At 43.9% G+C, this 23,005-nt stretch carries 21 protein-coding genes and 1 other annotated feature; of the genes, 14 read left to right on the top strand and 7 right to left on the bottom strand.

Going from position 1 to position 23,005, the window contains the following annotated elements; all coding sequences use genetic code 11:
• Nucleotides 1-134: 134 nt before the first annotated feature.
• The 4 genes from NYE53_RS14770 to motS all read left to right on the top strand — a co-directional run bounded on the left by NYE53_RS14770 (nt 135) and on the right by motS (nt 4,090).
• Nucleotides 135-1,211, top strand: a complete 1,077-nt coding sequence (locus tag NYE53_RS14770; protein ID WP_339245374.1) for a bifunctional 3-deoxy-7-phosphoheptulonate synthase/chorismate mutase — start codon at nt 135-137, stop codon at nt 1,209-1,211.
• Between the two features lie 275 nt (nt 1,212-1,486).
• Entirely contained in the window at nt 1,487-2,491 is a 1,005-nt protein-coding gene (ccpA, locus tag NYE53_RS14765; RefSeq protein WP_003229285.1) for a catabolite control protein A, read from the top strand.
• A 62-nt stretch (nt 2,492-2,553) separates the two neighbouring features.
• Nucleotides 2,554-3,372 (top strand): flagellar motor protein MotP, encoded by an 819-nt coding sequence (gene motP, locus NYE53_RS14760; protein WP_014477672.1) that lies wholly within the window; start codon nt 2,554-2,556, stop codon nt 3,370-3,372.
• Entirely contained in the window at nt 3,362-4,090 is a 729-nt protein-coding gene (gene motS / locus NYE53_RS14755) for a flagellar motor protein MotS (protein WP_335388772.1), read from the top strand. Before motP ends, motS begins: the two co-directional genes overlap by 11 nt.
• A 9-nt stretch (nt 4,091-4,099) precedes the next feature.
• On the opposite strand, the gene NYE53_RS14750 is transcribed toward motS, so the two are convergent.
• Genes NYE53_RS14750 through acuA form a run of 3 tightly spaced genes read right to left on the bottom strand, consistent with a single transcriptional unit; the run spans nt 4,100 to nt 6,563 of the window.
• Entirely contained in the window at nt 4,100-5,263 is a 1,164-nt protein-coding gene (locus NYE53_RS14750) for an acetoin utilization protein AcuC (RefSeq protein WP_339245370.1), read from the bottom strand.
• On the bottom strand, nt 5,260-5,904 hold the full coding sequence (locus NYE53_RS14745; protein ID WP_003229294.1) for an acetoin utilization AcuB family protein: 645 nt from the start codon (nt 5,902-5,904) through the stop codon (nt 5,260-5,262). The genes NYE53_RS14750 and NYE53_RS14745 overlap by 4 nt, the downstream gene beginning before the upstream one ends.
• A gap of 26 nt (nt 5,905-5,930) precedes the next feature.
• On the bottom strand, nt 5,931-6,563 hold the full coding sequence (gene acuA, locus NYE53_RS14740; protein WP_014477669.1) for an acetoin utilization protein acetyltransferase AcuA: 633 nt from the start codon (nt 6,561-6,563) through the stop codon (nt 5,931-5,933).
• A 159-nt stretch (nt 6,564-6,722) separates the two neighbouring features.
• Between acuA and acsA the strand changes: the two genes are divergently transcribed.
• The 3 genes from acsA to NYE53_RS14725 all read left to right on the top strand — a co-directional run bounded on the left by acsA (nt 6,723) and on the right by NYE53_RS14725 (nt 10,309).
• Nucleotides 6,723-8,441, top strand: a complete 1,719-nt coding sequence (gene acsA / locus NYE53_RS14735) for an acetate--CoA ligase (RefSeq protein ID WP_339245367.1) — start codon at nt 6,723-6,725, stop codon at nt 8,439-8,441.
• A gap of 54 nt (nt 8,442-8,495) precedes the next feature.
• Nucleotides 8,496-8,732, top strand: a binding site (T-box leader).
• Between the two features lie 50 nt (nt 8,733-8,782).
• Entirely contained in the window at nt 8,783-10,051 is a 1,269-nt protein-coding gene (gene tyrS, locus NYE53_RS14730; RefSeq protein ID WP_336153765.1) for a tyrosine--tRNA ligase, read from the top strand.
• 129 nt (nt 10,052-10,180) lie between these two features.
• Nucleotides 10,181-10,309 (top strand): hypothetical protein, encoded by a 129-nt coding sequence (locus NYE53_RS14725; protein WP_064911653.1) that lies wholly within the window; start codon nt 10,181-10,183, stop codon nt 10,307-10,309.
• Nucleotides 10,310-10,330: 21 nt separating this feature from the next.
• Here the strand turns inward: NYE53_RS14725 and rpsD are convergent, their stop codons facing one another.
• Nucleotides 10,331-10,933, bottom strand: a complete 603-nt coding sequence (rpsD, locus tag NYE53_RS14720; protein ID WP_003229304.1) for a 30S ribosomal protein S4 — start codon at nt 10,931-10,933, stop codon at nt 10,331-10,333.
• Between the two features lie 294 nt (nt 10,934-11,227).
• Between rpsD and NYE53_RS14715 the strand changes: the two genes are divergently transcribed.
• Complete coding sequence (locus NYE53_RS14715; RefSeq protein WP_339245363.1) at nt 11,228-12,967, top strand: diguanylate cyclase; 1,740 nt, start codon at nt 11,228-11,230, stop codon at nt 12,965-12,967.
• 37 nt (nt 12,968-13,004) lie between these two features.
• On the opposite strand, the gene NYE53_RS14710 is transcribed toward NYE53_RS14715, so the two are convergent.
• Nucleotides 13,005-13,496, bottom strand: a complete 492-nt coding sequence (locus tag NYE53_RS14710) for a GAF domain-containing protein (RefSeq protein WP_251187637.1) — start codon at nt 13,494-13,496, stop codon at nt 13,005-13,007.
• Nucleotides 13,497-13,622: 126 nt separating this feature from the next.
• Between NYE53_RS14710 and refZ the strand changes: the two genes are divergently transcribed.
• Entirely contained in the window at nt 13,623-14,246 is a 624-nt protein-coding gene (gene refZ / locus NYE53_RS14705) for a transcriptional regulator RefZ (protein ID WP_327828211.1), read from the top strand.
• On the opposite strand, the gene hisJ is transcribed toward refZ, so the two are convergent.
• Nucleotides 14,243-15,049, bottom strand: coding sequence for a histidinol-phosphatase HisJ (gene hisJ, locus NYE53_RS14700; protein WP_327828210.1), 807 nt, complete (start codon nt 15,047-15,049; stop codon nt 14,243-14,245). The two genes, refZ and hisJ, sit on opposite strands and share 4 nt — an antisense overlap.
• Nucleotides 15,050-15,245: 196 nt before the next feature.
• On the opposite strand from hisJ, the gene ezrA reads away from it, so the two are divergent.
• The gene (ezrA, locus tag NYE53_RS14695; protein WP_003229320.1) at nt 15,246-16,934 is read left to right on the top strand and encodes a septation ring formation regulator EzrA; all 1,689 of its coding nucleotides are present in this window, start codon (nt 15,246-15,248) and stop codon (nt 16,932-16,934) included.
• Between the two features lie 95 nt (nt 16,935-17,029).
• Here ezrA and brnQ read toward each other — a convergent pair whose 3' ends face one another.
• Entirely contained in the window at nt 17,030-18,367 is a 1,338-nt protein-coding gene (brnQ, locus tag NYE53_RS14690) for a branched-chain amino acid transport system II carrier protein (protein ID WP_017695726.1), read from the bottom strand.
• Nucleotides 18,368-18,561: 194 nt separating this feature from the next.
• On the opposite strand from brnQ, the gene NYE53_RS14685 reads away from it, so the two are divergent.
• From NYE53_RS14685 to NYE53_RS14670, 4 genes are all read left to right on the top strand, one after another.
• Nucleotides 18,562-19,707: a cysteine desulfurase family protein gene (locus NYE53_RS14685; protein ID WP_339245355.1), complete on the top strand. Its 1,146-nt coding sequence runs from the start codon at nt 18,562-18,564 to the stop codon at nt 19,705-19,707.
• 3 nt (nt 19,708-19,710) lie between these two features.
• Entirely contained in the window at nt 19,711-20,916 is a 1,206-nt protein-coding gene (gene thiI, locus NYE53_RS14680; RefSeq protein WP_003229326.1) for a tRNA uracil 4-sulfurtransferase ThiI, read from the top strand.
• Between the two features lie 93 nt (nt 20,917-21,009).
• The gene (locus NYE53_RS14675; protein WP_010329658.1) at nt 21,010-21,225 is read left to right on the top strand and encodes an alpha/beta-type small acid-soluble spore protein; all 216 of its coding nucleotides are present in this window, start codon (nt 21,010-21,012) and stop codon (nt 21,223-21,225) included.
• Between the two features lie 178 nt (nt 21,226-21,403).
• Nucleotides 21,404-22,993, top strand: coding sequence for an acyl--CoA ligase (locus NYE53_RS14670; protein ID WP_339245351.1), 1,590 nt, complete (start codon nt 21,404-21,406; stop codon nt 22,991-22,993).
• Nucleotides 22,994-23,005 lie beyond the last annotated feature (12 nt).

Below are 23,005 nucleotides of genomic sequence, written 5' to 3'. Positions count from 1 at the left end.
AAAAGCGTTTGGGTAATAAAGTAGAGTTTTTATAAAATTTTTTGTATTTCAGTATTTCCATTTGGAATTACTTATAGTAAGATGCATGATAACTACAAAATAAAAAATGAATGTGCAGGGAAAGGATGAAAAAAATGAGCAACACAGAGTTAGAGCTTTTAAGGCAGAAAGCAGACGAATTAAACCTACAAATTTTAAAATTAATCAACGAACGCGGAAATGTTGTAAAAGAGATCGGTAAAGCGAAGGAAGCACAGGGTGTGAACCGATTTGACCCTGTCAGAGAACGCACGATGTTAAACAATATCATTGAAAACAATGACGGGCCGTTCGAAAATTCAACCATCCAGCACATTTTTAAAGAGATATTCAAAGCCGGTTTAGAGCTTCAGGAAGAAGATCACAGCAAAGCGCTGCTTGTCTCCCGCAAGAAAAAACCTGAAGATACAATTGTTGATATCAAAGGCGAAAAAATCGGAGACGGCCAGCAAAGATTCATTGTCGGCCCATGTGCGGTAGAGAGCTATGAGCAGGTAGCTGAAGTCGCTGTAGCTGCGAAAAAACAAGGGATTAAAATTTTGCGCGGTGGAGCCTTTAAGCCTCGTACGAGCCCATACGATTTCCAAGGGCTTGGTGTTGAAGGCCTTCAAATTTTAAAACGTGTAGCGGATGAATTTGATCTGGCGGTTATCAGTGAAATCGTAACTCCGGCTCATATCGAAGAAGCGCTGGACTACATTGATGTCATTCAAATCGGAGCGCGCAACATGCAAAACTTCGAATTGCTGAAAGCGGCCGGCGCCGTGAAAAAGCCAGTGCTTCTGAAGCGCGGTCTTGCTGCAACGATCTCTGAATTCATCAATGCTGCTGAATACATCATGTCACAAGGAAATGACCAAATTATCCTTTGTGAGCGCGGAATCAGAACATATGAAACAGCAACGAGAAACACGCTGGATATTTCAGCTGTGCCAATTTTGAAACAAGAAACGCATTTGCCAGTCTTTGTTGATGTTACGCATTCAACAGGCCGCCGTGACCTCTTGCTTCCGACAGCTAAAGCCGCTTTAGCGATCGGTGCAGATGGCGTAATGGCTGAGGTTCACCCTGATCCGTCAGTCGCACTTTCTGACTCTGCTCAGCAAATGGCGATTCCTGAATTCGAAAAATGGCTGAATGAACTGAAGCCAATGGTGAAAGTCAACGCTTAATTGAACAATCCAAAAGGCCGCGCCTGCGGCCTTTTTTTATGCTTTCTCGTTTATTTAGTTATAAAAACCAAGTATACGTTTTCATCATCTATAAAAACGTGTATAATTTCATGAGAAGTAATTAAATTTGATGAATAATGAAAAATAATGTACACTACTGACTTACGCTTACAAATCATAAACGACATAAATTCGGACATTATGACATTTCTCTACATAAAGTGTTTATGCTATAGATAAGGATAAGTGTATCCAGTAAAAGGAGTGGTTTTAGGATGAGCAATATTACGATCTACGATGTAGCGAGAGAAGCTAATGTAAGCATGGCAACCGTTTCCCGTGTCGTGAACGGCAACCCGAATGTAAAACCGACAACGAGGAAAAAAGTATTGGAAGCCATTGAACGTCTCGGTTACCGTCCAAACGCGGTGGCAAGAGGACTGGCAAGTAAAAAAACAACAACTGTAGGTGTCATCATTCCTGATATCTCAAGCATTTTCTATTCAGAGCTTGCGCGCGGAATTGAAGATATCGCGACAATGTACAAATACAATATTATTTTGAGTAACTCTGACCAAAACATGGAGAAAGAGCTGCACTTGTTAAACACAATGCTCGGCAAACAAGTGGACGGCATCGTGTTTATGGGCGGAAACATTACGGACGAGCATGTGGCGGAATTTAAGCGTTCCCCAGTGCCGATTGTACTTGCCGCTTCTGTAGAAGAGCAGGAGGAAACACCGTCAGTCGCTATCGATTACGAACAGGCGATTTATGATGCCGTGAAGCTTTTGGTTGATAAAGGACATACAGACATCGCGTTCGTTTCCGGACCAATGGCAGAGCCGATCAACCGTTCGAAAAAACTCCAAGGCTACAAACGTGCGCTTGAAGAAGCGAACCTTCCGTTTAATGAACAATTTGTAGCTGAAGGGGATTACACATATGATTCCGGACTCGAAGCACTGCAGCATCTGATGAGCCTGGATAAAAAACCGACAGCCATTCTTTCTGCAACTGATGAAATGGCACTCGGCATTATCCATGCCGCTCAGGATCAGGGCTTATCCATTCCGGAGGATCTCGACATTATCGGCTTTGATAATACAAGATTAAGCCTCATGGTTCGTCCGCAGCTTTCAACAGTTGTTCAGCCGACATATGATATTGGCGCCGTTGCGATGAGACTGCTGACGAAGCTCATGAATAAAGAGCCGGTTGAAGAGCATATCGTCGAACTGCCGCACCGTATAGAGCTAAGAAAGTCAACCAAGTCATAAGAAAAACTAAGAGCAAGCTTCACCTTTATGGTGAATTCTTGCTTTTTTCATGGGGAGAAATGATGAAACGTTTTGATTATCTTACACCTGTTGGATTTGTGTTAGGAACGATTATTATTGTTATCGGGATTATTTCGGGATCGGGAGTAAGCGGTTTCCGCTCTTTTCTTGATCTGACCTCTTTCTTCATCGTAACAGGGGGACTTTGCGCGGCTGTTTTTATCAGTTTTCCGCCAAGAGAGCTGAAAAAAGCGCCCTCTGTGTTAAAGCAGGCATTCATCCGCCAGGAAGACAATGTGAAAGATCTTGTGAAAACCTTTGTCTCCCTTTCCGATCACGCGCGAAAACACGGGCTTTTATCATTGGATGATCAGGCTCGGGAAATCAAAGATCCATTCTTGAAAAAAGGGTTGCTTTTAGCGATTGACGGCTGGGATGAAGAAACGATTCGGCTCGTCATGGATTCAGAAATCGCAGCAATGGAGGAACGGCACCGCAAAGGGCGGCGAGTTTTTGAAAAAGCGGGAGAATTCGCTCCGGCATGGGGAATGATCGGAACACTCGTCGGGCTTGTGCTGATGCTCAAAAACTTAAATGACCCGCATATGCTTGGACCAAACATGGCCATTGCGCTTCTGACGACTTTATATGGCTCATTACTGGCAAATATGGTCTTCAACCCGATCGCGGCTAAGCTTGAAGAGAAAACAGAAAGTGAAATTTTCATCAAGCAGGTAATGGTGGAAGGGATTATCGGTGTTCAATCCGGAAAAAACCCGCGCAACCTTGAAAGTCAGCTGGTCGTTTTCAGCTCACGGGAAGAATGGCAGAAGCAGCCAAAACAAGTAAAAACAAAAAAGGGATCTGTACATGAAGCTTAGAAGAGAACGTTTTGAAAGAAGGAATGGAAGCGGAAAAAACAGTCAATCTTCATCCAGCTGGATGGTAACCTTTACAGATCTGATTACCTTGATCCTTGTGTTCTTTATTTTACTCTTTTCGATGTCCCAAATCGATCTGCAAAAATTCAAAGCTGCAGTGGACTCGATCCAGAAGGAAGGCAACGGGCTTCAGCCGGACCAAACATCCATAGAAAAAAAGAATACATCCGCATCTGATACGAAGAAGCAAGAGGATCAGCAGGATCAGCTTCTCAAGAAAGTAAATACATATATAAAAGACAATCATTTGAAGGCCCAAATGACAGCCAAACGGGATGAACGCGGTGTCGTGCTCGTTCTTCAGGAGGCTGTGCTGTTTGATACAGGTGAGGCAAAGGTGCTGAAAAATGCCGAAACACTTCTTCACCAAATTGCCGTTCTTCTTCAAACAATTCCAAATGACATTCAGGTGGAGGGGCATACAGACAGCCGAAACATTTCGACATACCGATACCCGTCGAATTGGGAGCTATCAGCAGCACGGGCAAGTGGAGTGATTCAATACTTCACGTCAAAAGAGAAGCTTCCCTCCAAGCGCTTTATTGCTGTCGGTTATGCGGATACAAAGCCGGTGAAGGATAACAAGACAAATGAACACATGAAGGAAAATCGGCGTGTGGAAATAGTGATTAAAAAATCAAAAACGACCTCTTCGTAAGGTCGTTTTTTACTTTGTTCTTTGCTGTTCAGAACGTATCGCATATAATGCTTTGCTGACAGTTTGGGCATTTTTTTCTGTAATTTCAGGCTTGCGGGGAATCGGAGGATATAAATCAGCCGGATCGCTCCAGCTCGACGGAAGAGCGACGGGGCATTGTTTTTGCCATTTAGCGATCCATTCCGGCGGGATCTCGTGTCCCGGATCAATTCCCTTCATTTCAAGCCATATTCTGGCCCAGGCGCGAGGCACGACACGCCAAATATCATATCCGCCGCCTCCGACTGCAATCCATTTCCCTCCGCAATATTGATGAGCCAAAGTGTGTGCAAGACGGGGGATTTCTTCGTATATATTGATTGTTGCTGATAAATGCGTCAGCGGGTCGTAGTAATGGGCATCGGCGCCGTTTTGGCTGATAATGACATCGGGCTTGAAATAAGCGGCGACTTCTGAAGCTGCTGTCCGGTAAGCCTCAAGAAAAGAATCATCCTCTGTAAAAGCGTCAAGCGGGATATTAAAGGAATAGCCATATCCTTTTCCGCTGCCTTTTTCTTGGATCTGACCGGTTCCAGGGAATAAATACCTTCCTGTTTCATGAATGGACAGCGTGCATACGTCAGGATTATCGTAAAATGTAAATTGCACACCGTCCCCGTGGTGGGCGTCCGTATCAACATAAAGCACTCTGGCGCTATATTTTTTCTGGATATATTGAATCGCCACAGCGCTGTCGTTGTATATGCAAAACCCTGAAGCTCTCCCACGAAAGCCGTGATGAAGCCCTCCGCCAAGGTTTGCCGCATGCAGGGCTTGTCCTGACATGACCCAGTCTGCGGCCGTTAAAGTGCCGCCGACCAAGAGTGATGCCGCTTCGTGCATGCCGGCAAAGACGGGTGTGTCTTCAGTGCCGAGCCCGTAGCTTTCTCCTTCTTCAGCGGGAAGCTTTCCGGCGCCCGCAAGCTTTACGGCCTGAATGTAATCGTCCGTGTGGACAAGGGAAAGCTCTTCTTCTGAAGCGAGTCTGGGGGTGACAATGTCTCCATCATCAAAGGCATTGATCGTCTTAAGCAAATCATATGTTAACAGAACCCGCTGCTGATTAAAGGGATGCTCCTGATGAAACATATAGGTTTGGTAGGATGGAGAATAGATAAATACACTGTCTCTCATAGCAGATCCCTTTGCTCTGACGGCCATACGACGTGGTGTCCATTTCTTTGTAATGCCTGCAAAAACGGCAGCGGATTCATCGTTTTTACACGGAAGACAAGCACTTTTACACCGGGATCGTCATGCGGATAAACAAGCACGCTTAATATTTTCACTTGAAGGTCTTGGCAAAGACTGCTGATCTCAGCGAGGCTTTTGGTGATGTCGTTTACTTTTATCTCAATTTGCGATCCCGGCTGGTCAGCGCCTGTCAATTTGACAAACGTCCGCAGCAAATCGGTTTTTGTTAAAATGCCTATTAATTTTTGATGGTGTACCACTGGAAGGCAGCCGATGCCATGCTCGTAGAACACGGCTGATATTTCTTCGACAAAATCTAACGGGTGGGCGCAGACAACATCCTTTTTCATAATTGAATCTACGCTTCGTGTGAGAAATAGGCTTCGTTTGTTTTCTTCAAAAATACTCGGGCTGGCCTGTTTCATGTCTCTGTCTGTAATCATGCCGATCACGTGTCGTTCTTCATCTACAACAGGCAGATGCCTGATATGGAATTCCTTCAGTTTGCATATTGCTGTTTCAAGCGTATCCGTCTTCGTTAATGTAATGACATCTCTTTTCATGATTTGCTCAACAATCATTATTTTTTCCCCTTTGCCAGTGTCAGTTAATACATATAACGATGATAAAAACGGAGCCTGTCAAATTGCTCAATTGATTCTTGGCTGACGTTTTTTCCAATGCGGGCCATCAGACAGTTTGCAGGGTGGGAGCTGATCTCCGGCTCATCCGTTGCAAACCAGACCAATCCGCCTGCATTCATCATCTTTTCCATGATCTTTCTGTATTCCCACACATCTTTTTTCATCCCTTTTAAATCCCAATGCCAGTAATATTCTGTCGTCATCACAATGTAGTTTTCCATTTGTTCATCCATCATGCTGACGGTCAGGAGCGTCTTTCCGACAGCGCATCCCCGATAGTCCGGCGCTACTTCGATGGCTCCGAGCTCAATCAAATCCTCCATATTTCCTTCAGACCATCTTTCGAGCGGGTCAGGATATAAATACGTGACATAGCCGACAATGGTTCGGCCGTCTCTGGCAATAATAATGCGCCCTTCGGGAAGGCCTGCAATGTCGACTAGCGCTTCATGCTGCTCGCGAGGCGGGCGAAATGCGGTTAAATCTTTATGAAACTCATAACCTGCCAAATCCTCTGGAGAGACGGGCCCTTCTATCAGTATAGAGCCGGTTGCTGTTTTGATGTTTGCTGAATGGTATGTTTTATGATGTTCCACTAATTCACCGTCCCATCAATTCTTATAAAAATACATGCCTTCTTTAAGAATACCAAATTATAAAGCGTTTTCAACATGGTTTATATTTTAAAAATTGAGAAGAATATGAATATATACTATAATAATTGTGACAACTTCAGCAAAGGGGGATGTTTGGGCATGAATTTGAAAGCGTTACCAGCAATAGAGGGGGATCATAACTTAAAAAACTATGAAGAAACGTACCGGCATTTTGATTGGGCCGAGGCAGAGAAACATTTCTCTTGGCATAAGACAGGGAAACTGAATGCGGCGTATGAAGCGATTGACCGCCATGCCGAATCGTTTCGAAAAAACAAAGTAGCGCTTTATTATAAAGACGCAAAAAGGGATGAAAAATACACATTTAAAGAAATGAAGGAAGAATCAAACAGAGCCGGGAATGTGCTGAGACGGTATGGAAATGTGGAAAAAGGGGACCGCGTTTTTATTTTTATGCCGAGATCACCCGAGCTTTATTTTATTATGCTTGGCGCAATCAAAATTGGCGCCATCGCCGGGCCGCTGTTCGAAGCATTTATGGAGGGAGCGGTGAAAGACCGGCTTGAAAACAGTGAGGCAAAGGTTGTTGTCACAACACCTGAGCTGCTGGAGAGAATACCGGTAGACAAACTGCCTCACTTGCAGCATGTCTTCGTAGTCGGGGGAGAGGCTGAGAGCGGCACGAACATCATCAATTATGATGAAGCAGCGAAACAGGAGAGCACAAGGCTGGATATCGAATGGATGGATAAAAAAGATGGCTTTCTGCTTCACTATACATCAGGTTCCACTGGAACGCCAAAGGGCGTGCTGCATGTCCATGAAGCGATGATTCAGCAATATCAAACAGGAAAGTGGGTCCTTGATTTAAAGGAAGAAGACATTTATTGGTGCACAGCTGATCCAGGCTGGGTGACAGGTACGGTATACGGCATTTTTGCACCGTGGCTGAACGGAGCGACAAATGTCATCGTCGGCGGACGTTTCAGCCCGGAAAGCTGGTATGGAACGATTGAACAGCTTGGCGTCAATGTCTGGTACAGCGCGCCGACCGCTTTTCGGATGCTGATGGGAGCGGGAGATGAAATGGCTGCGAAATATGACCTAACTTCACTCCGGCATGTGCTCAGTGTCGGTGAGCCGCTAAATCCGGAAGTCATCAGATGGGGACACAAAGTTTTTAACAAACGTATCCATGATACCTGGTGGATGACAGAAACGGGCAGTCAGCTCATCTGCAACTATTCTTGCATGGATATTAAACCGGGTTCAATGGGTAAGCCGATTCCAGGAGTAGAGGCAGCGATCGTTGACAATCAAGGCAACGAGCTACCGCCGTACCGAATGGGCAATCTCGCCATCAAAAAGGGCTGGCCTTCCATGATGCATACCATTTGGAATAACCCTGAAAAGTATGAATCGTATTTCATGCCGGGCGGCTGGTATGTGTCCGGCGATTCTGCTTACATGGATGAAGAGGGATACTTTTGGTTCCAAGGCAGAGTTGATGACGTCATCATGACCTCCGGTGAGCGCGTCGGCCCATTTGAAGTGGAAAGCAAGCTTGTCGAGCATCCGGCTATTGCAGAAGCAGGCGTAATCGGAAAGCCTGACCCGGTGCGTGGAGAAATCATTAAAGCCTTTATTGCACTCAGGGAAGGATTTGAGCCGTCTGATAAACTGAAAGAAGAGATCCGCCTATTTGTAAAGCAAGGTCTTGCAGCCCATGCGGCTCCGCGTGAGATCGAATTTAAAGAGAAGCTTCCGAAAACCCGAAGCGGAAAGATCATGAGACGCGTGCTGAAGGCATGGGAGCTTAATTTGCCGGCTGGAGATCTGTCAACAATGGAGGATTAAAAGGCGGCGTTGACACAGGATTTTATTTATGTTAAAAATGATATAGCTTCATATGAAAAGGTAAAGATTGAGACAAGTAGAATATCCTTACGTTCCAGAGAGCTGATGGCCGGTGAAAATCAGCACAGACGGATATATCGAATACACTCATGAACCGCTTTTGCAAACAAAGCCGCCCAGGCTTTCAGTAGTGAAAGAACGGACCTGATCCGTTATCAGGCAAAGTGATAAGACGAATGTTTGCATTCTCTTATTAGTAGGGTGGTACCGCGATAATCAATCGTCCCTTCGTGTAAACGAAGGGGCGTTTTTTATTTTAATCAAAAAAGGAGCTTTATCTTATGACTAACTTACTTGAAGACTTATCCTTCCGCGGATTGATTCAGCAAATGACAGATGAAGAAGGGTTAAATAAACAGCTGAATCAAGAAAAAATCCGCTTGTACTCAGGCTTTGACCCGACAGCAGACAGCTTGCATATCGGACACCTGCTGCCTATTTTAACACTTCGCCGTTTTCAGCTTGCAGGGCATCATCCGATTGCGCTTGTGGGGGGCGCGACGGGCCTCATCGGTGATCCAAGCGGAAAAAAAGCAGAGCGTACATTAAACACTGCTGACATCGTATCCGAATGGTCCCAAAAAATCAAAAACCAGCTGTCCAGATTTCTAGATTTTGAAGCAGCAGAAAACCCAGCTGTCATCGCGAACAACTTTGACTGGATCGGCAAAATGAATGTGATCGATTTCCTTCGTGACGTTGGTAAAAATTTCGGCATCAATTACATGCTGGCAAAAGATACGGTTAGCTCAAGAATTGAATCCGGCATCTCGTACACGGAATTCAGCTACATGATTCTTCAATCTTATGATTTCTTAAATCTTTACAGAGACAAAAACTGTAAACTGCAAATCGGCGGAAGCGATCAGTGGGGCAATATCACAGCGGGTCTTGAACTGATCAGAAAATCAGAAGAAGAAGGAGCAAAAGCGTTCGGCCTAACGATTCCGCTTGTCACAAAAGCAGACGGCACGAAGTTCGGAAAAACGGAAGGCGGCGCGATCTGGCTTGATAAAGAAAAAACATCGCCATATGAATTCTATCAATTCTGGATCAACACAGACGACCGTGACGTTGTCAAATACTTGAAATACTTTACGTTCCTTTCAAAAGAGGAAATTGAAGCATACGCTGAAAAAACAGAAACGGCGCCAGAAAAACGTGAAGCGCAAAAACGCCTGGCAGAAGAAGTGACATCACTTGTTCACGGACGCGAGGCGCTGGAGCAAGCCATCAACATCTCCCAAGCGCTGTTCAGCGGCAATATTAAAGAGCTTTCTGCTCAAGACGTAAAAGTAGGCTTTAAAGATGTTCCTTCTATGGAAGTTGACAGCACCCAAGAGCTTTCACTGGTAGATGTGTTGGTGCAATCTACATTATCTCCTTCTAAACGCCAAGCGCGTGAAGACATTCAAAACGGAGCTGTTTACATTAACGGTGAACGCCAGACGGAAATAAATTATACCCTATCAGGTGAAGACCGTATCGAAAACCAATTTACTGTTCTGCGCCGCGGGAAGAAAAAATACTTCCTTGTGACGTATAAATAAGAAAAAGATCCTTTGCCACTGAAGGCAAAGGATCTTTTTGTTTACCGCATAGGAATGAAAGGAAAAGAGTATATTAGATAGGGCAAACACGACCAATCACCACCTTTTAAATGAAAGGAGCGCTAAAGCGTGAATCTCATGTGTACGATTGCAAAAGAACGGCTGCAGCGGGATTATTGGGAGCGGCAGGCGCAGGATAGTGTTGGCCAGCAAGAGGCGAATGACGAAACAGACGATAAAAAAACCCCGACCGCATAGCGGCAGGGGTTTTTAAAACGATTAACGAGAGTAGAACTCAACGATAAGCGCTTCGTTAATTTCCGGAGCAAGTTCAGAACGCTCAGGAAGACGAGTGAAAGTACCTTCAAGCTTTTCAGCGTCGAAAGTAAGGTATTCAGGAACGAAGTTGTTCACTTCAACAGATTCTTTGATGATAGAAAGGTTTCTTGATTTTTCGCGAACACCGATTGTTTGACCAGGTTTCACAAGGTAAGACGGGATGTCAACGCGGCTTCCGTCTACAAGAATGTGACCGTGGTTAACCAATTGGCGAGCTTGACGGCGAGTACGTGCTAAACCTAGCTTGTACACAACGTTATCAAGACGAGAATCTAAAAGAATCATGAAGTTTTCACCGTGTTTACCAGCTAGTTTGCCAGCTTTGTCAAACAAAGTGCGGAATTGACGTTCGTTTACACCGTACATGTGACGAAGCTTTTGCTTTTCTTGCAATTGCAAACCGTATTCTGATAATTTTTTACGTTGTCCTGGGCCGTGTGGACCTGGAGCGTAAGGGCGTTTTTCTAATTCTTTTCCTGTACCGCTAAGAGAGATTCCTAGACGGCGGGACAGTTTCCAAGATGGACCTGTATAGCGAGCCATAATGTGACTCCTCCTTTGGTTTTATTTTTGTGGAAAATAAAAACCGTCTGCTCTATTCGACCATGCACATTTTGTTTTCATGTATCCTCGCTCCAGCAGCAGAGAGTTACACGATACACCTTATTGATAAGGAACAAAATGAAAACATAGAAGCTGAACAAAAAGGCTGCAATATTTCACACAAAGGTCATTATATAATTTATTTGTCTTGAAGTCAACCATTCCTCCATTATTGCTTCAACGTTTATGATATAATAAACAAAAATTAGTGGTAAACTTTTAGGTGATAAAAACATGGTAGAACAAACTAAAGATCAATTATCCGCCTTTCATTATCATATGCTCGATTTTTTATTAACCAAATCTGAAAAAGTCACATTCACCGACTCTTTCATATGGCTGACTTCGGCTATTCAAACCTATTTTTCAACCCTTTGTGTTTCGCTTACACCGTCATCATCAGACTTTGTGACAAAACTGGCAGATGGTGAAGCGCGTTTTTCCGCTTCAAAAATAAACACTTCATGTTATCTGATTGAGGACGGCTCCGGCAGGCGTTTCCATCTTGCGTGCAGGCAGGATGAAGAGATTCCTGAGGGGCTTCCGGACGTGGTTGCTTCATTTTTAAACCAGTCGATGAAACAGGAAAGACTCTATAACAAAACGATCTACCAAAAAAAGATATACAAAATGACAGAGCTGTTCCATTCACTGCTTGATCAGACAGATGTGCTGAAGCAGCTTTTAGAAAGCTTGACCAGCACATTTTCTCTTTTTGAGTTTTCTTTATTTATATCGCACGATCAAGACCAATGTTTAGGGATTCCTGCAAAAGAGCTGTATATGGAAGGGGAAAAATCCGATTCCTTTGCGCTCAAAGTGTATTTGTCCGGAGACATTTTGCGGAAAAATGAATCTGCCGCCTATATTCCGATCAAAGGACAGCAGGGCACATACGGGGTGTTGAAGGCTGAGGGAACGGGTGACAGCTTTCTTACTGATGCCTGCCTTGATGAAATGTCGCTGTTAGCAAACGCGGCGGGAAAAGCGTTTGAAAATGCCCAGCTCTATGAACAATCCAAAGCAAGCATCGCAAATTTGGAATTGATTAATGAAACATCACGCCGCCTGAATCAGCGGCTGACACTGACTGATACAATGAATGATCTGGCTGTGAGAATGGCAGAATCGTTTCAGGCAGAAGAAGTGGGATTTTTTCATATAGACCATTTTGAAAACCTAACATTGCTCCCAGGCAGCACAGCATTTTTTAAAGAAGCGAAGCCGTCAGATTTTTATAATGAGCTGAAAGAAAAGCTGTATGAAGGTGAAAAAGGGGTTTTCATCGGGAATGGCCAGTCTGTTTTTGGGAAGGCGGGGTACGGCTCGCTGATGGCTGCTCCGATGATTCAAAACGACCGGCTTCTGGGCTTTGCGGTTTTATTGAAACAGGAGCTGTACGCTTTTACATTTGAAATGTACAAGCTGTTTCAGGCGCTGATTCATCACGCGACACTGGCTGTAACCAATTCAATGCTTCGCGACCGTCTTGAGCACCTTGTGAAAACAGATCAGCTGACTGAACTGTATTCACGAGTGTATTTAGATGAAAAAATTCAATACAGCATGAAAATCCACCAAAAGGGTGTTTTTATTCTTGTTGATATTGATAATTTTAAAAATGTAAATGATACGTACGGCCATCAGACTGGGGACGAGATTTTAATTCAAGTCGCTTCAGTGATTAAAAGCAACATCCGAAAGCATGATGTCGGTGCCCGCTGGGGAGGCGAGGAGCTGGCGATTTATTTGCCAAATGTGCCGGTTGCAGTGGGGAAACGGATTACCGAGCGACTGGTTTATGCGGTCAGAAAAAATACGAAACCCGAGGTAACCATTTCCTGCGGTATCTCCTGCTGGACGACAGAAACAAAAAAGTCGCTGAAAGAGCTTGTGCATGAGGCAGATGAAGCGCTCTACAGCGCGAAACGGAGCGGGAAAAACCGCTTGATGATTCATGACTCAATAAAATAAAAAAAGCCCAAAACGATATCAGTTTTGGGCTTTTATATTACTGCGCTAACGCTTTTTCTAGCGTTTCGGCAAATTGAGTTAAGTATTTTTCATCAATTTCGTCGAAACGGTTTTTCACTGGGCTGTCGATGTCCAAGACGCCAACAATTTTTCCGTCTACACGAATCGGAAGCACAATTTCTGATTGAGACGCTGCATCGCAGGCGATATGTCCAGGAAACGCGTTTACATCCTCAACACGTTCCACTTTTCCGTTTGCGTACGCTGTGCCGCAAACCCCTCTGCCGAAAGGAATCCGAACACATGCCGGCAGGCCTTGGAACGGACCTAACACAAGCTGTCCATCCTCTTCTTTGGCAAAATAGAAACCCGCCCAGTTGACTTCAGGCAGCGAATGATACAGCAGTGCTGAGGCATTTGCAAAGTTAGCTATTTGGTCTGTTTCGTCTTCGGTCATGGCTTCGAGCTGTTTTAGCAGAAGCTGATAGTCTTTTTCTTTATCTCCAGATTGTTTTTCGACATGGAACATGGAAAACCCTCACTTTTTCTATAATATAAAACAAAGTTCCGGCTTTTCTGCCGGCATTTGTCGATAAGTTCTTACAGGAACAGCGGCTTTCTGCTTGAATAGTATCAAGAGGAAGGAGTGAGCCGTATGAAAGTAAGCACCAAAGACAAAATTATTGAATCTGCTGTCATGCTTTTTAACCAAAAAGGATTTTCTGGCACGTCTGTCCGTGAAATCGCAAAGTCAGCTGATGTAAATGTTGCGCACATCTCCTACTATTTTAAAGGCAAAGGAGGCTTGATGGAACACTTAGTTTCAGAGTTTTACGAAGGCTACAGCAAAACGCTTGAAACAGCGGCAAGCAGTATCTCTTCTCAAAGCACGCAGGAACAGCTTCTTCAATTGGTTTTCGATATTTTATCCTATCAGCATAATCATCGTCAATTAACTCGTTTTGTCTACCGGGAAGTCACAATTGACTCCACATTAATCAGGGAAATTATGTCGACATATCTAATGAAGGAAAAGTATATCTTTCAGCTGATCATTGAGGAAGGAGAAAAACAGCGTGAATATTTAACGCTGCCGCTGCCTCATTTTATTCTCCAATTAAAATCTCTCTTGATGATGCCCTATCTCCAGCCTCAATATATTTCAGAAGTACTCTACATGCAGCCGCACGAGCCGTATTTTTATAAAATGTATTTTGAAGAAATCAAGATTTGGATCAGAAGCGTCTTCCGGACAGGAGACGTGGCGCTCACCAATTAGCACCGTTCCAAAAACGCCTCATACGCATATCCGACATCTCCCGCTTGATGGGCATCAGACCCAAACACAAGCGGGATCTTCTTTTGCTTCGCTTCATTCAGCATCCAATCCTCGATATAAATACCGCCAGCGTAAGTTTTTCTTAAGCCGGAAGTATTGAAGTCGAGCTCCATTCCGTTTTCTTCAATGGCATTTAAGCACAGGGAAACGAGGCCGCGAATATGCTCTGACATGCTGTATGGAAACAGCTTGATGAATTTTTGGACGAGTGTGATGTGACCGACTCTTTTTGGCTTATAAATGCCGAGAGATGCTACAATGGAAGAATAGATACTCCGGTAATATTGTTCGTATACAGCTTCAATGCTTCCGCAGGCTGAAATCAGCTCTTTGAAGGTATGCTCGTCATAATCAAGGCATAGATAGGAAGAGTCTGTGCGCAAAAAATGAACGGATAAGATGCTGTCATCTAAATATGGCCCGTATGTGTCCAGGAATAATGTAATTTCGTCTTCAAATTCAGCGATATAATCGACTTCAAGCCCTGTCCGTATGCTAAGCTGTCCGCGATATTCTTTTTTTAATCCGGAAATTTCATTGATATAGCGTTCCAAAGAAGCTTGCGCCATCGCGCTGTCTTTCAGCGGCGTGGGATCGGTAAAAGAGGGCGGCAATGGGGCGTGTTCGGTAAAAGTAATCGATTCGAACCCTTTTTTTAAGGCTTCTTCTGCATATTGTCTGAGTGTGTCATTGGAGCCGTGAGGGCAAAATGGTGTGTGAATATGTCCGTCTCGCTTTTGCATTAATGTCACCCCATGAAAAAATAGTCAAATCCTGCCGATTTTGCACAAAAAGTTTTTGATTTCTGGTCAAAAAATGTTTGTTACATGGTATCATAATAACAATGAAAACGACAGTTTTTCTCAATACATATCCTGAAATCTTTCTGAATAAATAAAACACCCTGACAGATTAAGGTAAACAGCAAGGGGGCTCATTATGGAGTTTGTCATTGGATTATTAATTGTACTGCTTGCGCTGTTTGCGGCAGGCTACTTTTTCAGGAAAAAAATCTACGCCGAAATCGACCGGCTGGAATCGTGGAAGATTGAAATTCTGAATCGGTCGATCGTGGAAGAAATGTCTAAAATAAAACATTTAAAAATGACGGGTCAGACAGAAGAGTTCTTTGAGAAGTGGCGTGAAGAATGGGATGAGATTGTCACAGCCCACATGCCGAAAGTTGAAGAGCTCCTTTATGATGCCGAGGAAAATGCAGACAAATACCGGTTTAAAAAGGCCAATCAAGTGCTCGTTCATATCGACGACCTGCTGACAGCGGCTGAATCAAGCATTGAAAAGATTCTTCGGGAAATCAGCGATCTTGTCACAAGTGAGGAAAAGAGCCGTGAAGAGATTGAACAGGTGAGGGAGCGCTATTCGAAATCTCGAAAAAACCTGCTGGCTTACAGCCACCTTTACGGGGAGCTTTATGACAGCCTTGAAAAGGATCTGGACGAAATTTGGAGCGGCATCAAACAATTTGAAGAAGAAACAGAAGGCGGAAACTATATTACTGCACGAAAAGTACTGCTTGAGCAGGACCGCAATCTTGAACGGCTTCAGTCATACATAGATGATGTGCCGAAGCTGTTAGCTGACTGTAAACAGACGGTGCCCGGACAGATTGCAAAGCTCAAGGATGGCTATGGCGAAATGAAAGAAAAAGGGTACAAGCTTGAGCATATCCAGCTTGATAAGGAATTAGAAAATCTGTCAAACCAGCTGAAACGAGCGGAACATGTCCTGATGACTGAGCTGGATATTGATGAAGCATCCGCAATCCTGCAGCTCATTGACGAAAATATTCAATCTGTTTATCAGCAGCTGGAGGGCGAAGTTGAAGCCGGTCAATCCGTACTAAGCAAAATGCCTGAATTGATTATTGCTTACGACAAGCTTAAAGAAGAGAAAGAGCATACGAAGGCGGAAACTGAGCTGGTGAAGGAAAGCTACAGGCTGACAGCCGGTGAGCTCGGCAAACAGCAGGCTTTTGAAAAGCGCCTTGATGAAATTGGGAAGCTGCTATCATCCGTTAAAGATAAGCTCGATGCAGAGCATGTCGCCTACTCACTTTTAGTAGAAGAAGTTGCTTCAATAGAGAAGCAAATTGAAGAAGTGAAAAAAGAGCATGCCGAGTATCGTGAAAATCTGCAAGCGCTGAGAAAAGAAGAGCTTCAGGCGAGGGAGACGCTCAGCAATTTGAAAAAAACAATTTCTGAGACAGCAAGACTGCTGAAGACTAGCAACATCCCAGGCATCCCGAGCCATATTCAAGAGATGCTGGAGAACGCGCATCATCATATTCAAGAAACAGTCAATCAACTAAACGAACTTCCATTAAATATGGAAGAAGCCGGAGCCCATTTGAAACAAGCAGAAGATATCGTCAACAGGGCAAGCCGGGAATCAGAGGAACTTGTCGAGCAGGTCATCCTCATTGAAAAAATCATTCAGTTCGGAAACCGGTTCAGAAGCCAAAATCACATTTTATCTGAACAGCTGAAAGAAGCGGAAAGACGTTTTTATGCTTTTGATTATGACGACTCTTATGAAATTGCAGCTGCCGCTGTAGAAAAGGCTGCGCCAGGTGCAGTTGAAAAAATCAAAGCTGACATATCCGCTTAGATAATCACGACCATGAAAAAGAGCCCGCAGTGTAATGAGCAGGCTCTTTTTTTCATTACAAAACGCCTGCGCAATAACGCAGGCGTTCTGTGACATTAACTTATTTCATTAAGCTGTTTGGATGGTCCGATGAATAAGGTCAGCACATAGCCGATAACCGCTCCGACGATTCCTGGAAGCACCCAGCCGATGCCGAGGCTGTAAAGAGGAAGATTCGCATTTAGAAACGCATCTAAAGATCCAAGTGAAAAACCGGCTGCTTTGATACCGTCTAAAATACTGAAAAGTCCTGTGCCGATCAAGCATGCGATGTACACTTCGCGTCTTTCTTTAAAGATCTTATCGATGAAGGAAAGAACGATAATGACAATGGCAAGCGGATAGATAGCTGATAAAATAGGAACAGAAAACGCGATAATTTGCGCGAGTCCGAAATTCGCAATGATCAAGCTGAATAACGTGACAATCGTAACGACAATTTTATATGATAATGCCGGAATAAGTTTTGAAAAATATTGGCCGCAAGATGTGACAAGGCCGATGCTTGTTGTTAAACATGCGACTGTAATCGCTGCTCCGAGTACGATGTTGCCTAATGAACCGAATAAATAATGGGAAGACGCAGATAAAATTTTAGCTCCTTCACCAACAGGACCAATGGCATTTGTGCTTGTTGCACCTAGATAAGCAAGGGATACATAAATGAAAGTCAGGCCTAAAGCGGCAATCACACCTGCTTTAATGCAGGCTGCAGCAAGAGCTTTAGACTGTGTAACGCCTTTGCTTTTTACAGCATTTACAACGACAACGCCAAATACAATTGAAGCAAGTGCGTCCATTGTTTTATAGCCTTCTAAAAATCCTTTAAAAACCGGTGTTCCTTTATATGCTTCTGTCACGGCGCCCAATCCGCCCATCGGCGTGAAGATGGCTTTGAGAACAATGATTAAAATAATTGTGAATTTAATGGGAGTCAGAATTTTTCCGACTCGATCGACAACCTTGGATGGGTTTAACGCTAAATAGTACGTAACGCCGAAAAAGATAAGTGTAAATATTAATAAAGAAAGTCTTTCTGGTACGCCAGTCAAAAACGGAACAGCGCCAATTTCATATGAAACAGTTCCTGTTCTCGGGATGGCGAATAATGGTCCGATTGATAAATAAAGCACGACAGTAAAGATTGTGCCGAAAACAGGGTGCGCTTTGTCAGCAAGGCCTTTAGCGTCCTTACCGGTTAATGCGATGGCGATAATGCCGAGAAGCGGCAGGCCTACCCCTGTCAGTAAAAATCCGCCGATGGCCTTCCAGACGTTGTGTCCGGCTGCTTGTCCAAGTTCCGGCGGATAAATCATATTTCCTGCTCCAAAGAATAACGCAAATAGCATGAAACCAATAATAATGGTATCTTTGACAGGCAGTGAGTGTTTCATGAAAAAAATCCTCCTAATAATTATGTTAAAATATTCTGTCAATTAATTGTCAGATAATATGACGAAACGAACAAATCTTATTATATGGTAAAAAAATTAGAAGTCAATACTAGTTTTTCGTAATTTTCTATTAAATTTTGTTATGGTAACATAAATATCATACCTTGTACCGCTTTCATAAAGGAGTAAAAAAGATGATATATTTAGATAATAGTTCAACGACGAAGCCTTACAATGAAGTCTTGAACGTATATGAACAGACAAGCAGCCGATACTTTGGCAATCCTTCATCTTTGCACCGATATGGAGCCGAAACGGAACAGCTGCTTCAAGCAGCCAAAAATCAAATCAAAAGGTCCTTAGGCCTAAAAAAATATGATATTGTATTTACGTCAGGCGCCACAGAAGCCAATAATGCGGCTTTAAAAGGAGCGGCTTTGTCCAAGATAAAAACAGGCAAACATATCATTGCCACTTCTATTGAACATCCATCCGTTACGGAATCGTTAGAACAACTGAAAGAGTTGTTCGGGTTTGATATCACTTATCTTTCTGTGAATGAAGACGGTTTTGTTTCTATTGAAGAACTAAAAGCAGCCATCCGTCCCGATACCGTGCTTGTCAGCATGATGCATGTGAACAATGAAGTCGGTTCCGTGCAGCCGATTGAAGCGGCAGGGGAAGTGCTGAAGAAGCACCCGAACATTTTGTTTCACGTCGATTATGTGCAGGGCATCTATAAAGTGCCCTTGGCAATTGAAAAGGCCGGCATTGATCTATGTTCAATTTCCGGGCATAAATTTCACGGGCTGAAGGGGACAGGCGCACTTATTGTAAAAGAAGGAACACGCCTTATTCCGCTCATAACGGGAGGCTCTCAGCAAAAAGGCATACGGGCCGGAACAGAACATACTGCTGGTGCGGTTTCGCTTGCCAAGGCCATTAATCTTGCCTCTGCAGATTTTGACACACGGCTTGACACGATGACTGCCGCAAAGGAATTGTTTATGAAAAGGCTGAGAGAAATTGAGGGCGTCGTTATCAACACGCCTCAAATGAATAGCGCGCCGCACATTATTAATTTCTCTGTACCGGGGATTAAAGCGGAAGTGCTTTTACACATGCTTGAGGAACAGGGTATTTTCGTCTCCACAACATCGGCTTGCTCGGCAAAAGAACATAAACCCAGCAAGGTTCTCTTAGAGATGGGCAAAGGAGAGCAGATTGCCGGAAGCAGCATCAGAATCAGTTTAAATTACAGCCAGACAAGCAATGTGGCAGAACCGTTTATGAACGCGCTTCGTCCTGGCATCAAAAAATTAAGGAAAATGATGAGGTAGAACATGAATTACGATCATATATTAATTCGTTTTGGGGAAATTTCGACCAAAGGCAAAAACAGAAAAAGCTTTATTGAGCGCTTAAAACAAAACATCAGACTCGTTTTGAAAGACTATCCGAATTTAAAATACTTTTCCAACAGGGATCGTATGACGATTACATTAAATGGAGAGGATCCTGAGGCTCTTTTTCCTCATTTAAAGCAAGTGTTTGGGATTCAAAGCTTCAGCCTGGCAATTAAATGTGACAGCCGCCTTGATGATATTAAGGCAACCGCACTAAAGGCTATCAAAGATCAGTATAAACCAGGTGATACGTTTAAAGTCGCGACAAAGAGAGCGTATAAGCAATTTGAATTAGATACAAACCAGATGAACGCTGAAATCGGCGGCCATATTTTGCGAAATACAGAAGGATTGACGGTCGATGTTCGCAACCCAGACATCCCGCTCAGAATCGAAATCAGGGAAGAAGCAACATTTTTGACAATTCGTGATGAAAAAGGTGCAGGCGGGCTGCCAGTTGGTTCAGCAGGAAAAGCGATGCTGATGCTTTCTGGCGGTTTTGACAGCCCTGTGGCCGGTTTTTATGCGATGAAACGGGGACTGTCGGTAGAAGCTGTTCATTTCTTCAGCCCGCCATACACGAGTGAGCGCGCAAAGCAAAAGGTAATGGATCTGGCGAAATGTCTGTCCCGTTTTGGGGGAAGTATGACACTTCATATTGTTCCATTTACAAAAACGCAAGAGCTCATCCAAAAACAAATTCCTGAAAATTACACAATGACGGCAACCCGCCGCCTCATGCTTCAGATCGCCGACAGAATCAGAGAAAAGAGAAACGGGCTTGCCATTATTACGGGAGAAAGCCTCGGTCAGGTAGCGAGCCAAACGCTTGAAAGCATGTATGCAATTAATGCGGTGACGTCAACACCGATTTTGCGTCCGTTAATCGCCATGGACAAAACAGAAATCATCGAAAAATCACGGGAAATCGGCACATATGAGACAAGCATTCAGCCGTTTGAAGACTGTTGCACGATCTTTACACCGCCAAGCCCGAAAACCCGCCCTAAAAAAGAGAAAATTGAACACTTTGAAAGCTTTGTTGATTTCGAGCCGTATATTCAAGAAGCGGTAGATAACATTGAGACAATGACCCTGTATAGCGAACAAGAAGCTAACGATAAATTCGCTGAACTCTTTTAAATCAATTTTCAGCTCCTGTATACAATTACCAAAGTTTTTCTGAATGAAGCCATGTGTTTTGACACATTCTATACTCACAAGGAGGTGAGACACATGGCACAAAACAGTCAAAACGGTAACAGCAGTAACCAACTTCTAGTACCAGGAGCTGCTCAAGCTATCGACCAAATGAAATTAGAAATCGCTTCTGAATTCGGTGTAAACCTTGGAGCAGACACAACTTCTCGCGCTAACGGTTCTGTTGGAGGAGAGATCACAAAACGTCTTGTATCTTTTGCTCAACAAAACATGGGCGGAGGACAATTCTAATTTACAATTTCACATAATGGCTTTGGAGTGGGGGAATCCCCACTCCTTTTCATTTTTTACATATAAAAAAGGACCAGCGGCCTATAAAATCTATGTTTACAGAGGTTGTTTTTAGGCATATCCTTACGGAAAGAGCCTGTATTTATGTATAATGGGTGGAGAAAGTGAGGAGTTGTTCGTGTTAAAACGTGAAGATTTAATTGCCCCTATGCAATATAATTTAGTGAATGAAATGGAAAAGTTCAGTGCTGCTGGACAAAAAACCGCTCTTCTGTGGGAGGACGAGTCGGGCAAGCAAGAATCTTGGTCGTATGAAAAGCTGATGGAAGAAACAAATAAAATCGGAGCGGCCTTAGCTGACCTTGGATTTAAAAAGGGAGACAAGCTGATTGTAATGGTACCGCGGGTGCTTGAAGCCTATGCTGTTTATTTGGCTATCCTGAAATCAGGGATGGTTGTCATTCCGTGCTCCGAAATGCTTCGCGCGAAAGATCTTGATTACCGGATTGAACATGCAGAGGTAAAAGGCGCCATCGTCTACTCAGAATTTATTGGCGCTTTCCGGGATGTCAGTACGACTGACAAACTGATTACACTGTCTATTGGTGAAAATGATGCCGGCTGGAAAAACCTCTTATCAATTGAAGCGGACGGAAGCCAATTTAAAACAGCTGACACAACAAGAGATGATATGGCATTCTTATCTTATACATCCGGGACAACAGGTCAGCCGAAAGGTGTTGTACATACACATGGATGGGCATTTGCTCATTTAAAAACTTCTGCCGGCGCTTGGCTTGATATTTCTGAAAAGGATATCGTCTGGGCAACTGCTGCCCCTGGCTGGCAAAAGTGGGTATGGAGTCCGTTTTTAGCGGTGCTTGGCAGCGGAGCAACCGGTTTTGTGTACCACGGCAGATTCAAAGCAGAAAAATATCTAGAGCTTTTAAATCGCTACAAAATCAATGTTTTCTGCTGCACGCCGACAGAATACCGCTTAATGGCGAAGGTCGAGGGCTTGGACCGCTTTGATCTTTCTGCCCTGCACAGTGCTGTTTCCGCAGGTGAGCCGCTCAACCGTGAAGTCATTGATGTTTTCCAAAAGCACTTTGGCATTAAGGTACGGGACGGATATGGCCAAACAGAAAGCACGCTTTTGGTTGGTGTTTTGAAAGATACGCCTATTAAACCGGGAAGCATGGGAAAACCGACACCGGGAAATCAGGTGGAGATCATAAATGAAGACGGTGAAATCTGCAAACCTGGTGAGGTCGGCGATATCGCTGTTCACCTCAGTACGCCTGCGCTCTTTAAAGAGTATTTTAAAGATCCGGAAAGAATGAAAACACAAATTCGCGGCGATTATTTCCTAACGGGAGACAGAGCAAGAAAAGATGAGGAAGGTTACTTCTGGTTTGAAAGCCGAAATGACGATATTATTATCAGCTCCGGCTACACGATCGGGCCTTTCGAGGTGGAAGACGCGCTTGTTAAGCACCCAGAAGTAAAAGAATGTGCTGTTGTCGCAAGCCCTGATGAAATCAGAGGCTCCATCGTAAAGGCATATGTTGTCCTGCAAAATCATGAAAAACGCAGTGATGAGCTTGTCAAAACGCTGCAAAACCATGTGAAGACGATTACCGCTCCATACAAATATCCTAGAGAAATTGAATTTGTGGAAAGCCTGCCAAAAACGGCTTCTGCAAAAATCAGACGAGTGGAATTAAGAAAACGGGAAGAACAGCTCAAAGCCAATAAAAAGGCGTAAAGAAAGAGAGTG

The sequence above is a fragment of the Bacillus sp. FSL R5-0523 genome (genome assembly GCF_037975295.1).
GTDB lineage: Bacteria > Bacillota > Bacilli > Bacillales > Bacillaceae > Bacillus > Bacillus subtilis.
Note: the sequence above shows the minus strand (reverse complement) of the source record. Positions and strands in the feature narration are given on the sequence as shown.

What these genes read in the sequence shown, in the direction of transcription:
- rpsD (WP_003229304.1), bottom strand. Translation starts at nt 10,933, where the DNA reads ATGGCTCGCTATACAGGTCCATCTTGGAAACTGTCCCGCCGTCTAGGA.
- refZ (WP_327828211.1), top strand. Translation starts at nt 13,623, where the DNA reads ATGAAAGTAAGCACCAAAGACAAAATTATTGAATCTGCTGTCATGCTT.
- NYE53_RS14710 (WP_251187637.1), bottom strand. Translation starts at nt 13,496, where the DNA reads ATGTTCCATGTCGAAAAACAATCTGGAGATAAAGAAAAAGACTATCAG.
- ezrA (WP_003229320.1), top strand. Translation starts at nt 15,246, where the DNA reads ATGGAGTTTGTCATTGGATTATTAATTGTACTGCTTGCGCTGTTTGCG.
- NYE53_RS14685 (WP_339245355.1), top strand. Translation starts at nt 18,562, where the DNA reads ATGATATATTTAGATAATAGTTCAACGACGAAGCCTTACAATGAAGTC.
- hisJ (WP_327828210.1), bottom strand. Translation starts at nt 15,049, where the DNA reads ATGCAAAAGCGAGACGGACATATTCACACACCATTTTGCCCTCACGGC.
- NYE53_RS14770 (WP_339245374.1), top strand. Translation starts at nt 135, where the DNA reads ATGAGCAACACAGAGTTAGAGCTTTTAAGGCAGAAAGCAGACGAATTA.
- thiI (WP_003229326.1), top strand. Translation starts at nt 19,711, where the DNA reads ATGAATTACGATCATATATTAATTCGTTTTGGGGAAATTTCGACCAAA.
- tyrS (WP_336153765.1), top strand. Translation starts at nt 8,783, where the DNA reads ATGACTAACTTACTTGAAGACTTATCCTTCCGCGGATTGATTCAGCAA.
- NYE53_RS14675 (WP_010329658.1), top strand. Translation starts at nt 21,010, where the DNA reads ATGGCACAAAACAGTCAAAACGGTAACAGCAGTAACCAACTTCTAGTA.
- motP (WP_014477672.1), top strand. Translation starts at nt 2,554, where the DNA reads ATGAAACGTTTTGATTATCTTACACCTGTTGGATTTGTGTTAGGAACG.
- NYE53_RS14745 (WP_003229294.1), bottom strand. Translation starts at nt 5,904, where the DNA reads ATGATTGTTGAGCAAATCATGAAAAGAGATGTCATTACATTAACGAAG.
- motS (WP_335388772.1), top strand. Translation starts at nt 3,362, where the DNA reads ATGAAGCTTAGAAGAGAACGTTTTGAAAGAAGGAATGGAAGCGGAAAA.
- acsA (WP_339245367.1), top strand. Translation starts at nt 6,723, where the DNA reads ATGAATTTGAAAGCGTTACCAGCAATAGAGGGGGATCATAACTTAAAA.
- NYE53_RS14750 (WP_339245370.1), bottom strand. Translation starts at nt 5,263, where the DNA reads ATGAGAGACAGTGTATTTATCTATTCTCCATCCTACCAAACCTATATG.
- ccpA (WP_003229285.1), top strand. Translation starts at nt 1,487, where the DNA reads ATGAGCAATATTACGATCTACGATGTAGCGAGAGAAGCTAATGTAAGC.
- NYE53_RS14715 (WP_339245363.1), top strand. Translation starts at nt 11,228, where the DNA reads ATGGTAGAACAAACTAAAGATCAATTATCCGCCTTTCATTATCATATG.
- brnQ (WP_017695726.1), bottom strand. Translation starts at nt 18,367, where the DNA reads ATGAAACACTCACTGCCTGTCAAAGATACCATTATTATTGGTTTCATG.